The following is a 12,481-nucleotide window of genomic DNA, read 5'->3' as shown; positions in this document are numbered from 1 at the left end:
TATGAAAAAGTCCCGCATAGGGTTAATTATTGGGGCCTTGGCGTTAATGCTCGTGACTACAGGGTGTTCTTCGTTAGTAGGAGGTAAATGGGCGGTTAAAGTGAACGAAACCCCGATCCTAGTAAAGGATCTTGACGCCAGGGTTACGGAAGCTCAAGCGATTTATGAAAAACAAGGCATGAAATTTGACACGGACCAAGGGAAAGAGGCACTGCCTCAGATCAAAAACATGTTACTGGAGCGTATGGTTGAAGGAGAACTTATTGCCCAAGAAGTTAAAAAGTTAGCACTTAATCCTGAGGATAAAAAAGTAAAAGACCAAGAAGAGGTTATTAAGAAAAATATGGGGAATGAAGCAGCATTCCAAGATACATTAAAACAACAGGGAATGACAGAACCGGAATTAAGGAATTTTTTAGCAGTCTATGAGAAAATTACAGGGGATGTCAAAGTAAGCGATGCGGATCTTAAGGCCTTTTACGATAAGAATATTTCGTATTATAGCCAGCCTGAAAGTGTAAAGGCCCGGCACATTCTGGTTAAGACTGAGGATGAAGCAAATGCAATTATAGCTCAACTTAAAACCGGAGCAAGTTTCGAACAACTTGCTAAAGAAAAATCCATTGAACCTGGAGCTAAGGAATCTGGTGGAGATCTAGGTACCTTTACTAAAGGGAAAATGGTCCCGGAGTTTGAGACGGCAGCCTTTGCACAAAAAGTGGGCACGTTTTCCACAACACCTGTCAAAACCGAATTTGGCTTTCATGTCATCAAAGTTGAAGCTCATACTGTTGCAGCCGCTCCAGACTATGCTAAGGTAAAAGATCAAGTAGGGCAGGATGCATTGAATCAAGCGAAAGATGCTAAATTTCAAACCTATTTTGATGACATTCGTAAAAAAGCAAAAATTGAGTATTCTCAAGGATATCAGCCTATAAGTTAAAAAAACGGACAGAAGAAGGCATTGTAATAATGCCTTCTTCTGTTTTGCATTGGAAAATAATGAATAATTGGCAATCCCTAGATATATACTATCATTGAATTTAAGCTTATTTAGCTTGCAAAAAGGATAAAGAATTAATATTAGTCTAAAATAATAAAGGAGGAATGTGCGCCTATGAAAGCAACCGGTATTGTAAGGAGAATTGATGACCTTGGTCGTGTTGTTATTCCAAAAGAAATTCGTCGGACACTTCGCATTCGAGAAGGAGATCCGTTAGAGATTTTTGTAGATCGTGAAGGGGAAGTGATACTAAAAAAATATTCTCCTATCCGGGAATTAGGAGAATTTGCTAAGGAATATGCTGATTCATTGTTCGAGGCTACTGGACATATAACTTGTATTGCTGACAGAGATACTATTATTGCCGTGTCTGGGGCATCAAAGAAAGAGTTTCTTAATAAAGCAATCGGACCAGCTATTGAACAAGCCATGGAGGAACGAAAAACGATTCAAATTGGGTTAGCAGGCGAACATACCTCTTGCAAAAACTGTCCGGAAAATGAAGATGAAGAGTGTAAGTATACAAGTGAAGTAGTTGCGCCGATTATTACACAAGGGGATCCAATAGGGGCAGTGATCCTTATGTCTAAAGATCCTAACATGAAAATGGGTGAATTAGAGGTTAAGTTAGTTGAGACCGCCGCTGGGTTCTTAGCAAAGCAGATGGAACAATAATGTATACATAAATAAAAGCGGTTTTACCGCTTTTTTTTTTGAGACAATAGTTATTTAGATGATACTAGCGTTTCTATACCCTTTAGACAGTTTGTGGTAAAATACCGTAGGAGGTGAACAAAATGACTTCGTGTCTTCATGTTATTGGGTTAGGTCCTGCGGGGCTAGACCAGTTAACTGTCGGAAACTACCGGCGCATACAGAGTGCAACGAAAATTTTTGCACGTACAGCCCAACATCCCTGCATTCAGGATTTAATGGCTGAGGGTATAAGTGTTGAATCCTTTGATGAGATTTATGCTGCAGAAACTTCCTTCGAGGCAGTGTACGAAAAAATTATTGAACAATTACGCAAGGAATTAAAAAATAACTCTGAGGTGTTTTATGCCGTTCCTGGGCACCCTATGGTTGCGGAAAAGACAGTACAGCTTATTGGAGAAAAGCTTACGCAAGAGTATGATGTTATAATCCATCCAGCCATGAGTTTTGTGGATGAGATCTTTCGAGTCTTAAACCTTGATCCCATTGAAGGAGTAATAATACGTAACTATGATGCCCTTAAAGAGATTGCCCTAACTGGGCAGGAATGGCTTGTTATTCCTCAAGTTTATAACAAGCTGATTGCCTCTGAGGTCAAGTTGGATCTTATGAATATCTATCCGGATGATGCATGGGTATACGTTGTGCAGGCTCTAGGCACCGCCGGGGAACAAGTGGACAAGCTTCCCCTTTATGAGATGGATCATGAAAAATTTGATCATTTGACAACCGTTGTCTTACAACCAAACTCGGATGTTATATCATTTAACAAGTTGGCTAAAGTGATGAAAACTTTGCGTTCAGAGGGTGGGTGTGCATGGGATAGGGAACAAACACATGATACGTTAAAAAAATACTTGATTGAAGAAAGTTATGAAGTTCTTGACGCGATTGATAAACAAGATATGTATAATTTGTGTGAAGAGTTGGGAGACTTATTATTACAAGTAGTTTTTCATGCACAGATCGCTTCCGAGTCAGGTGTGTTTGAAATTCGAGACGTACTTCGAGAAGTTATTCAAAAAATGATTCGTCGACATCCTCATGTTTTCGGGGAAGAGAAAGCTGAAACAGCTGATGATGTTATTCTCACTTGGGATAGAATTAAGTCAATCGAAAAGGAGGACAATCAGCGGCTAGACTTCTTCAACGATCCTAAAGGGTTACCAGCCCTTATGTGGGCATCCTCAACCCAGCATAGAGTCGCGAAGGTAGGATTTGATTGGTCGGATCTTGAAGGACCTTGGAGTAAGGTTCAGGAGGAATTGCAAGAACTTGAAAGTGCCTTAGCTGAGGGAATCGGAATTCGTGAAGAACTAGGAGATTTATTGTTTTCCATTGTAAATTTATCGAGATATTTAAAGTTTGATACAGAAGAGGTTTTACGGGATACCATACATAAATTCCAAAGTCGGTTCCTAAAAATGGTTGAATTAAGCAGAGAAAAGGGTTTGATCTTTGAAAGACTTTCTCTCGATGAAATGGATACTTTCTGGGAAAAAGCAAAATCCCAAGAAAAAAGTGGCAATGAAGTGTAATATAATCTAAAAAAAGCAGGAGTTTGGTTATTTATCGCGAAATATAATTTACGTAGTAGATCAGTTATTAGGAGGGACTCGTTTTGAATAAGGCTGAATTAGTTAGCGCAGTTGCGGAGAAGGCTGACATGTCCAAAAAAGATGCTGAAAAAGCGGTTAAAGCTGTTTTTGAAGTAATTGAGGAATCGTTGGCGCAGAGTGAAAAAGTCCAACTAGTTGGTTTTGGAACATTTGAAGTTAAAGAACGCGCAGCCCGGACTGGAAGGAACCCACAAACCAAGGAAGAAATCCAAATTCCAGCCGCAAAGGTGCCTGGCTTTAAAGCAGGTAAAGCTCTCAAGGACGCAGTACAAAAATGAGTCTTAGGACGGCTGATAAAATCAGGTTCCAGGTTCTGTCTGGAACCTGATTTTATCTATTAGTGGGCGTCATTAGTTTTCCTAAGGGGGTTTTTATGCGTATTGATAAATATTTGAAAGTTTCTAGACTTGTTAAGCGTCGCACAGTTGCTAAAGATGTTTGTGTAGGAGAGAAAATTTCTATTAATGGTAAAGTTGCTAAACCTTCAGCTGAAGTCAAGTTGGGGGATCGCATTATCCTTGAATTTGCAAATCGAGTAATTGAAGTACAGGTATTGTCCACCCCTAACAGTGTAAAAGCCAACGAAGCTCATACACTCTACGAACTGATTCGGGATGAACGAAAGACAGAGTCTTAATTAAAGGCTCTGTCTTTTATTAATATATCAAGCATCTAGGGTACCGTTAGGTACCCCTTTACGGTGGAAGAGGGTAAGAAGTGTCAAAGTAAGTGTTATGGAATTGATAATGTAGTCTAGTCTAAAGGATGGGAAAGATGAATAGGGATATAAGAGTAAAAGAGTTAGGGGGATGGGGCATGGTTGATAAGATTGCCAAAGGACATCGCCTTGTCATGGAAAATCGAGAACTCATAGAGTTGTCAGGGGTACGAAAGGTTCAGTCCTTTGACCCCAAGGAAATAGTTCTTGAAACCGAGATGGGAATACTGAGTGTCAAAGGGGAACAATTAGGCATCAAGTTACTTAATCTTGAGGAAGGGTTAGTAGACCTGCAAGGTTCAGTCGTCGCATTAATCTATCATCGAAATTCTAGCGATGCTTCACGTCGAGGATTTCTGAACCGGGTATTCCGTTGACACTCCATAATTCCTCTGTAGTTTGAAGAAAAAGGAAGGGGGAAGGAGAAAGGAGGAAAGAACAATCTCAGAATTTGAGACGTTTTTTTGGGTAATCCTTGGGGGAGCAACAGTAGGATTAGTTTTCGACAGTTATCGCTCATTTCGCAGTTGGCAACACTGGGGACAGATTTTGACCTTTATCGGGGATGTAATTTTCTCGTTGGTTGCCATGGGTATTCTTTTTTACTTTTTCGAAAAAGCAAACGCTCTTGATTTTCGATTTTATACTATTTGGGGAAGCTTGCTAGGCTTATTGGTTTATCTAAGAATACTAAGTCGTTTTACTCTGCGTTGTTTCTTTGGCCTCTATAGATTCATATCCTTTCTTGCAAAACTTATCCACAGAAGTATAAGGATTCCAGTTAGGGGATTGCGGCTTATTATGAGGCCGCCCTATGCCCTGTTATCTTGGTTGGGCTTATTGCTGTATCGAATTGGAGAAGTGATCTTACTTGAGAGAATTAGGCATGTCCAAAGAAGGCTAAAAGATTGGTGGAAGGGACTCCTTCCCCCAAGAACTAATGGTTAAAATTTTCCAGGGGGCTTGATTCCTTAATAATGAGTGACTATAATAAGAGTTGCCGGATTAGTTTGTACTCTTTTTGTAAATGAATTGTAGGTAATCTGTCCACAAACTATCCACACTTTGTGTATAACTTTTAGCAAGGGCGTGCCAATGTGCAACTAGAAATTCGGGGTTTGGAAAAACTAAGTTTTCGGGAACGCCAAGCAGTTATTCTCAAGGAGAGTGGGAAGTCTTTAGAAGACATCGCCAAAAGACTTCATCTCAGTCAGAGTTCGGTAGCAACGTTGTTAACTCGTGCAAGAAGTAAAGGGTATGAAATCGTTTGTATTATCCCGGGCGCGGAACTAGGTATAGGAGGAGAGGAATTGGATGAAGAGGGCTCATCTGAAGAGTAACTCTAAAAATCGCCAAAGGGTTCGGATTCGTCTTAGTTCTGTTCTTATGCTATGCCTGATTATGATAGTGGTTGGAAGTTCGGGGTGGCAGATATGGAAACTTCGCTCTCAAGTTGAGGAGCAACTAGCTCAATTAAATCAGGAAAAGGCTAAGTTGCTTCAACAAGAAAAAATTCTTAACGATGAGATCACACGCTTGAATACACCAAGTTACATCGAGCAGTTGGCTCGCGAGCAGTTAGGACTTGTGAAAGAAGGCGAAATTCTCATTTCTCCCAAGAATTAGTATTGAACATTAGACTCGTTAACCTTGACAGGCACGAAATGTACTGCATATAATATAGAGTAAGTATAGATAGATCATCACAAGGAGGAGTTTGCTTCGTATGGCCATTGACGTTGGCAGTATTGTTGAAGGGGTCGTAACAGGGATCACGAACTTTGGAGCTTTTATTGAATTGCCGGATAGAGTTACCGGACTCGTACATATCTCGGAAGTCGCTGATGCCTATGTCAAGGACGTTCGAGATTACTTAAAGGAACAAGATCATGTTAAGGTAAAGGTTATTCATGTTGATGAAAAGGGAAAAATAGGGCTGTCAATCAAGCAAGCAAACCCCACTGTTCGTAACGTGGGTCGTGAACGCCGTCTTCCGCCAACAGTATCCTTTGAGGATAAATTGGCTAAGTTTATAAAGGACAGTGATGAACGTCAGACTGAGTTCCGTCGGGCCACAGACTCTAAACGTGGAGGTAGAGGATCAAGTAGATACTAGAACACATAACCGCCGAAAGGCGGTTTTTTTTATACTGTCAAAAAGTAGCGTTATATACTGCAAGAAGGGCTAATACGTGCGAAGACAGTGTCTGCAAGAAGGGCTAATACGTGCGAAGACAGTGTCTTCGTGTGTGTGTGTGTGCGGGCGCCAGCCAAGTTTTCTTTAACGTATCGTATAACTTTAGGGTCTTCTTTCACTGATGTCATCCTGAGCGATAGCGAAGGATCTAGATCCTTCAGTCGTCCCTCCTTCAGGATGACACAGTGCTTAAGTCGCTTTCATAGCAAAGACATGATAGAGAATGCTGGAATATTTATACGGCAAATAGTGCTTTAGCGAAACAATGGAGACATTTATTGTGAACAACGTCGAAAGTTGTTGTGCTTTATTGACGTTACTAGACAAGCTTTGCTAAGAACTTGCGCTATAATATTACCAATAAATGGGTAAGAGGTGACGTTATGGCAGAGTGGGCAACATTAAAAGTAGATCAAGGTCTGCGAAGCAGAATTTCCGTTGAGAGTGCACTCCTTCCAATAGTTCTGGGAGGGCTATTGGCTCGGGGGAGTATCTTGGGCCTCCAGCCCTTTGGAGTGGCTATCGGAGCGGCCTTGATATTGAGGGGAGAAAAGGGATTTTTCTTTGGCCTAGTTGGTGTTCTAATGGGCTTAATTTCATTAAATGATATATCCTTTACTTTACAAGGTGTGGCTATTTTAGCTTCTTTGATGGTAATACTTCCTTCAATCCGCAAAAAGAAGCACCAAGGAATATATTTGTTTGGCTTAACCAGTCTAATAACAGCTCTGATTTCTTATCTTGCAATTAGCTTAGCGAATCCTAATCTCTATGCTTTTTTAGTAATCGCTCTTCACGGGGTGCTATCAGGAGGATGTGCCATTATTTTTTGGTTCGCTCTATGTCACCAAGAAGCTATATGGAGAGGAGAATTTCAGCGCGAACAGGGAATTGCCTGGCTTTTCATCTTGATTGGTTTGATTAGCGGTCTTCAAGGGGTCCAGGTTATGAGTATTAACTTTTCTATCGTGCTATTGAGTTTTTTTACATTATTTGTATCGGAACGTTACGGAGCAGGTACTGCGGCGGGCGTAGGGGCATTGCTGGGTTTTATGCCACAATTATCAACAAATACCCAGAATCTTATAGATGCAGGTATATATGGATTGGCAGGGTTTTGTACTGGGGCTTTTAGGCGGTTTGGCAAACTTGGAATAGGGACCGCTTTTATTGCGGTAATGCTGATGCTTACCGTCTTTTTGCGTCAGGAGGCAATATACTCTCAACTTGTTTCTTCTACAGTGGGGCTTTTCCTCTTCTTATTATGGCCTGGGGCGACCCCCGAAAAAGACTTTCTTAAACCAAAGGTGATTCCAGAGGTTGAGACCACTGTTTCTAAAGTAAAGGCATTGTCAGAGATTTTTGATCAAATTGCCTTAAGTTACCAAGCAGCAGAGGCAGAATCTATCGAGATGCGCCCAGAAGTTCCAGAACTCATGAATATACTAGTGGAGCGTGTATGTCATTCTTGCCCCACAAGGGACGTATGCTGGAATCGAGAATTTTATAAAACGTATCATATCTTCTTTGAACTCTTTGGTTTAGTCGAAAAGGAAACTAATATCAAATTACAATCTTTGCCCATCGAATGGAAACGGCACTGTGGACGGCTAAAAGAGATGCTCCTAGGAGTACAGTTTATTATAGAGCAAGAAAAGAACCAGGAGACATGGCGCCGTCGTTTGCTTTTAAATCAAGAGGCATTGTCACGCCAATTTCTCAATGTTTCCCAGGTCATTGGAAATTTAGCTAAGGAGCTTCACACACAGCATAATTGGGAAGTAGTAAAACCTTCAAATCTAGCCCGCCGTCGGCGATATTTTATGGATGTGGGGATAACAACATTCACGAAAACCGGAAACGGAATGAGTGGTGATAATTATGCTTCTATTGCCTTCTCTACAAAGGAACATGCGTTTATTTTAAGCGACGGTATGGGCGTTGGGGAAAATGCCGCAAAGATGAGCGCAACGGCCTTGACCCTCCTTGAGCAGCTTCTAACAACAGGGTTTAAACCAGAAGGAGCAATACAAGCGCTTAATTCTATATTAGTACTGCGTTCCCCTGAAGAAAGTTTCGTAACCATTGATATGGCAATTCTTGATTTGGAATCGACGAACTTAAAGATCATTAAAGTGGGCGCTTCGCCCTCGTACATGATTGGACCAGATGGAGTGAAAACTATTGAATCGTCAAGCCTTCCGGCGGGCATCTTAAACCAAATTGATACGCCAGTCATTGAAATGGAGATGCAGAATGGAGAATCGTTAATCTTATTAACGGATGGGGTGCAAGATGTTTTGAAAGAACAAGATGACTGGATTAAAAACTTCCTAGAGAAAATGCCTCCTATCAATAAATCTCAGGAGCTTGCTGAACTAATTGGACAAGAAGCCCGTCGATTAAGCGGGGGGACGTTGGAGGATGATGGTATCGTAATGGTTATTAGAAAAAACTATTGGAGCGAATGATTGTTTTTGAAAAAAAGACAAGTGAGTGACAAAAGTTACTGGGAAAAGCTAAGTTCAAAAGCAGGATAACAGAAATGTGCGTCGAATCAAACTATTATGTCTTTTTATCAAGACTAGCCCAGCACCTAAGTTGTTAAACCAAATTTACACGTTGAGTCTAGGAGAATAACCCAAAAGTATTTTTAGTTAAAAGTACATTTTTGGATATACTAATCCCGATAATTAGTATATCAGGGATAACGGTCCTATGCTTTATATACTGAGGTTAACTAGTGGTGCGGGTAACTATCCATTCCTTCACAGGGAAGAAGAAATTTTAATTAAGGGAGCGGATTTAGAAATGGCTTGGGATGCTACAAAACTAAAGGACTGGCAGATTGCCGAAGAGGCCGAGAAAAACATGCCTACTGTGGACGAATTAATCGAGAAGTTGTCACTTAGAAAAGAGGAAATTATTCCATACGGAAGAACACCAAAAGTAGATTTTCTGAAAATGATGGAGCGGCTTGGGGATAAGCCTGATGGCAAATATATTGAAGTAACAGCCATTACGCCAACTCCACTTGGTGAAGGAAAAACGACGACGACTCTCGGTTTAATCGAGGGACTTGCTAAGAGAGGCAAGAATGTTGGCGGTGCTGTTCGTCAACCATCCGGCGGTCCGACCATGAATATTAAGGGTACTGCTGCTGGTGGTGGTAACGCTCTGTTGATTCCGATGACTGAGTTTTCCTTAGGACTCACAGGGGATATTAATGACATCATGAACGCTCATAATCTTTGCATGGTCGCATTGAATGCCCGGATGCAGCATGAAGCAAACTATACTGATGAAGTGTTAGCTTCAAAAGGCTTGAAACGTTTAGACATAGACCCCAAAAATGTGGAAATGGGTTGGGTTATCGACTACGCGGCTCAAGGTCTAAGAAATGTTATTATTGGTATTGGTGGTAAAAAAGATGGCTTCCAGATGCAATCTAAATTTGGAATTGCCGTTGGATCAGAGTTAATGGCTATCTTGGCAGTCGCTAAAGACCTTCCGGACCTCAGAGAGCGGATTGGCAAGATTATCGTTGCCTATAGTAAAACTGGTGAACCGGTTACTGCTGCCGACTTAGAAGTTGATGGCGCAATGACTGCTTGGATGCGGAATACTATCAATCCGACCATTTGTTACACAGCAGAAGGTCAACCTGTTATGGTTCATGCCGGTCCGTTTGCTAATATTGCTATTGGCCAATCCTCCATTATTGCTGACCGCGTTGGGCTCAAAATGTTTGATTACCATGTTACGGAAAGCGGATTTGCTGCAGATATCGGATTTGAGAAGTTCTGGAATGTTAAGGCTCGTTTGGGCGGCTTAAAACCAGATGTATCCGTTCTTGTTGCAACCATTCGTGCTCTTAAAATGCATGGTGGCGGACCTGCTGTGGCACCTGGTCGTCCTTTACCAGAAGAGTACACGAAAGAAAACCTTGAACTCGTGGAAAAAGGGTGCGCCAATCTGCTTCACCATCTAAACATTATTAAAAAGTCTGGAATTGTTCCAGTTGTATGTATTAATGGTTTCTACACAGATACCCAAGCAGAAATTGACTTGATCAAGAAAATCGTACGAGAAGCAGGAGCCCGTTGTGCCCATTCCGATCACTGGCTCAATGGTGGAGACGGTGCTTTGGAATTAGCAGACACGGTTATGGACGCCTGCAATGAACAATCTCAATTCAAATGCCTCTATCCATTAGAAATGCCACTTCGTGAACGTGTTGAACTCATCGCTAAAGAAGTTTACGGGGCTGACGGCGTAGATTGGTCCCCAGAAGCGGAAGCTAAGGCTAAGAGATTTGAATCAGATCCTTATTATGCCGATTTTGCCACCATGATGGTGAAAACCCACTTAAGCCTCTCCCATGATCCCACTCTGAAAGGTGTCCCCAAAGGTTGGAGATTGCCGATCCGTGACGTCTTAGTATATGGCGGAGCAAAATTCCTTTGCCCAATGGCTGGGGCAATTAGTTTGATGCCCGGGACAAGTTCAGACCCCGCTTACAGAAGAATTGACGTTGACACCAAGACCGGTAAAGTAATGGGATTGTTCTAGGATTCGGTAGGGGCAATTCATGAATTGCCCCTACTTACATAGAGGAATTTTTTAGGCCCTGAATTAAATCAGGGCCTTTTTGATTTAACCATTCTAACAAAAATAAGTATTTGTTTTTAAATGAAAGTGTTAAAATAGTTAAGATTAGCAGGTTTGAAATTATAGTTTTCCGTGGAAGCTATAACTATTGATATAAAGGGGGCGCAAGATGTACGAGCAATTGCGCAAATACATATTACCACAGCTAATTCCGTCTAAAACCAGAGTGTTGGTCGCTGTATCCGGAGGACCAGACTCCATGGCCCTAAGTCATATTTTATGGCGCTATTCACAAGACGAGAGTTGGAGAGGAATTTCCCTAGTATTAACCCATGTGCATCATGGCGTTCGAGCTGAGTCGGATGAGGAAGAGGATATGGTTCAACAATTAGCTAAGCTGTGGAATGTCCCTTGCCGTATTCATCGTTTTCACGCTAAACAATACGCTAAATCCACAGGTCAATCCTTCCAAGAAGCTGCTCGGGAGTGGCGTTACGCACGTTGGAGAGAGGATATGATTGAGGAAGGGTGCTCCCTTCTGGCAACTGCTCATCACCTTGGGGACCAAGCTGAAACAATACTGTATCGCTTGCTTAGAGGGAGTGGTACGGCAGGTTTAGCGGGAATGTATCCGAGCAAGGACTCAATTATTCGACCCCTGCTAACCTATACAAAAGCAGATATTTTGCATTATTGTAAGAGCGAAGCAGTCCCCTACGCTCTCGATCCTTCAAACGAAGAACCAGTCTATGTGCGTAATCGGATCCGCTTAGAATTGTTGCCGGAGTTGGAGAGAAGTTACAATTCACGTATTCAGGAGGCGCTAGGCCGAACGGGAGAACTACTACGTTGGGATGAAGAATACTTAACTCAGCAAGTTGAGATCGCCTGGAGGCGGTATTGCTATAAAGACTCCCAGAAAATGACCTGCTTGAGCCGTGATGTTTTTAAAGAGCCCCCTGCCATACTTTCCCGTCTATTACGCAGAGCAGCGATGCAGGTTACACAAGAACCCCGTGGACTTGGTTTTGCCTACGTTACGAAGATTATGGCCTCTCAAGGGAAGCCGGGTTGGGTACAAGATTTGCCGGGTATGCAAGTTAAGATCACAGAAAAGGGGTTGCAGTTTAGCCCTGTAAATATCCGACAACTCGATAGAATAATAGGTAAGGCAGACGAGAGGGAGTTGGACATAAACATACCCTTAGTTATAGGGAAGTGGATAGAAATTCCAAGTTTGAGAGCAGCAATCGGTTTATGGAGAGGTTCGGAGCCCCCTGGGATTACTGATTATGAAAGGCGCGAGGGCCAGATAGCAATTTTTAGTACGGAGCTATTCGCTAGGGTTTCAGAACAGACCTTGGTATGTCGCACACGTCGCGAAGGGGATAAAATGTGGTTTAAGGATGTTGGGCATAAGTCCCTAAAAAAGGTTTTTCAGGAAGCAAAGGTGGCAGTTAAAGCAAGAAGTAGTATGTTACTGATAGCCCATGGGACAGAGGTTCTATGGATTCCGGGTATTCGCCAAAGTGGGCTATATTATGCAGATGATAACGTCGATAAAGTTTATTGTATTCTCGCTACACCCATGAGGTCTTCTAATTTGGATTCATTGTAAA

At 41.9% G+C, this 12,481-nt stretch carries 13 protein-coding genes; all 13 read left to right on the top strand.

The genetic code is table 11. The annotated features are described in order from the left end of the window. Position 1: 1 nt before the first annotated feature. The 13 genes from HGJ98_RS15425 (at position 2) to tilS (ending at position 12,480) form a co-directional block, all read left to right on the top strand. Entirely contained in the window at positions 2-943 is a 942-nt protein-coding gene (locus HGJ98_RS15425; RefSeq protein ID WP_291352412.1) for a peptidylprolyl isomerase, read from the top strand. A 174-nt stretch (positions 944-1,117) separates the two neighbouring features. Then, complete coding sequence (spoVT, locus tag HGJ98_RS15420) at positions 1,118-1,678, top strand: stage V sporulation protein T (protein WP_291352410.1); 561 nt, start codon at positions 1,118-1,120, stop codon at positions 1,676-1,678. A 122-nt stretch (positions 1,679-1,800) separates the two neighbouring features. Further along, entirely contained in the window at positions 1,801-3,255 is a 1,455-nt protein-coding gene (mazG, locus tag HGJ98_RS15415) for a nucleoside triphosphate pyrophosphohydrolase (protein WP_291352408.1), read from the top strand. A gap of 83 nt (positions 3,256-3,338) precedes the next feature. After that, entirely contained in the window at positions 3,339-3,614 is a 276-nt protein-coding gene (locus HGJ98_RS15410; RefSeq protein ID WP_007778009.1) for an HU family DNA-binding protein, read from the top strand. A 95-nt stretch (positions 3,615-3,709) separates the two neighbouring features. Then, complete coding sequence (locus tag HGJ98_RS15405; RefSeq protein ID WP_291352403.1) at positions 3,710-3,973, top strand: RNA-binding S4 domain-containing protein; 264 nt, start codon at positions 3,710-3,712, stop codon at positions 3,971-3,973. 179 nt (positions 3,974-4,152) lie between these two features. Next, the gene (gene yabP / locus HGJ98_RS15400) at positions 4,153-4,431 is read left to right on the top strand and encodes a sporulation protein YabP (protein ID WP_291352402.1); all 279 of its coding nucleotides are present in this window, start codon (positions 4,153-4,155) and stop codon (positions 4,429-4,431) included. Between the two features lie 22 nt (positions 4,432-4,453). After that, positions 4,454-5,002, top strand: a complete 549-nt coding sequence (gene yabQ / locus HGJ98_RS22440; RefSeq protein ID WP_367142738.1) for a spore cortex biosynthesis protein YabQ — start codon at positions 4,454-4,456, stop codon at positions 5,000-5,002. Positions 5,003-5,151: 149 nt separating this feature from the next. Next, positions 5,152-5,394 carry a sigma factor-like helix-turn-helix DNA-binding protein gene (locus tag HGJ98_RS15395; RefSeq protein WP_291352400.1) on the top strand — a complete coding sequence of 81 codons (243 nt, stop codon included), beginning with the start codon at positions 5,152-5,154 and terminating at the stop codon, positions 5,392-5,394. Then, on the top strand, positions 5,369-5,680 hold the full coding sequence (locus HGJ98_RS15390; protein WP_291352398.1) for a septum formation initiator family protein: 312 nt from the start codon (positions 5,369-5,371) through the stop codon (positions 5,678-5,680). Before HGJ98_RS15395 ends, HGJ98_RS15390 begins: the two co-directional genes overlap by 26 nt. 100 nt (positions 5,681-5,780) lie before the next feature. Next, a complete protein-coding gene (locus HGJ98_RS15385) occupies positions 5,781-6,170 on the top strand; it encodes a S1 RNA-binding domain-containing protein (protein WP_014182659.1) in 390 nt (129 codons plus the stop codon). 464 nt (positions 6,171-6,634) lie between these two features. Next, positions 6,635-8,722, top strand: coding sequence for a SpoIIE family protein phosphatase (locus tag HGJ98_RS15380; protein ID WP_291352396.1), 2,088 nt, complete (start codon positions 6,635-6,637; stop codon positions 8,720-8,722). Positions 8,723-9,062: 340 nt separating this feature from the next. After that, on the top strand, positions 9,063-10,823 hold the full coding sequence (locus HGJ98_RS15375) for a formate--tetrahydrofolate ligase (protein WP_291352684.1): 1,761 nt from the start codon (positions 9,063-9,065) through the stop codon (positions 10,821-10,823). Positions 10,824-11,031: 208 nt separating this feature from the next. Beyond that, positions 11,032-12,480 (top strand): tRNA lysidine(34) synthetase TilS, encoded by a 1,449-nt coding sequence (gene tilS, locus HGJ98_RS15370; protein WP_291352394.1) that lies wholly within the window; start codon positions 11,032-11,034, stop codon positions 12,478-12,480. The last annotated feature ends 1 nt before the right edge of the window (position 12,481 follow it).

This window comes from Desulfosporosinus sp. (genome assembly GCF_014237355.1).
GTDB lineage: Bacteria > Bacillota > Desulfitobacteriia > Desulfitobacteriales > Desulfitobacteriaceae > Desulfosporosinus.
This window is presented reverse-complemented; position numbering and strand designations above follow the sequence as displayed.

Excerpts from the sequence above, each read along its gene's own strand:
- HGJ98_RS15425 (WP_291352412.1), top strand. The coding sequence starts at position 2 with ATGAAAAAGTCCCGCATAGGGTTAATTATTGGGGCCTTGGCGTTAATG.
- spoVT (WP_291352410.1), top strand. The coding sequence starts at position 1,118 with ATGAAAGCAACCGGTATTGTAAGGAGAATTGATGACCTTGGTCGTGTT.
- mazG (WP_291352408.1), top strand. The coding sequence starts at position 1,801 with ATGACTTCGTGTCTTCATGTTATTGGGTTAGGTCCTGCGGGGCTAGAC.
- HGJ98_RS15405 (WP_291352403.1), top strand. The coding sequence starts at position 3,710 with ATGCGTATTGATAAATATTTGAAAGTTTCTAGACTTGTTAAGCGTCGC.
- yabP (WP_291352402.1), top strand. The coding sequence starts at position 4,153 with ATGGTTGATAAGATTGCCAAAGGACATCGCCTTGTCATGGAAAATCGA.
- HGJ98_RS15390 (WP_291352398.1), top strand. The coding sequence starts at position 5,369 with ATGAAGAGGGCTCATCTGAAGAGTAACTCTAAAAATCGCCAAAGGGTT.
- HGJ98_RS15385 (WP_014182659.1), top strand. The coding sequence starts at position 5,781 with ATGGCCATTGACGTTGGCAGTATTGTTGAAGGGGTCGTAACAGGGATC.
- HGJ98_RS15380 (WP_291352396.1), top strand. The coding sequence starts at position 6,635 with ATGGCAGAGTGGGCAACATTAAAAGTAGATCAAGGTCTGCGAAGCAGA.
- HGJ98_RS15375 (WP_291352684.1), top strand. The coding sequence starts at position 9,063 with ATGGCTTGGGATGCTACAAAACTAAAGGACTGGCAGATTGCCGAAGAG.
- tilS (WP_291352394.1), top strand. The coding sequence starts at position 11,032 with ATGTACGAGCAATTGCGCAAATACATATTACCACAGCTAATTCCGTCT.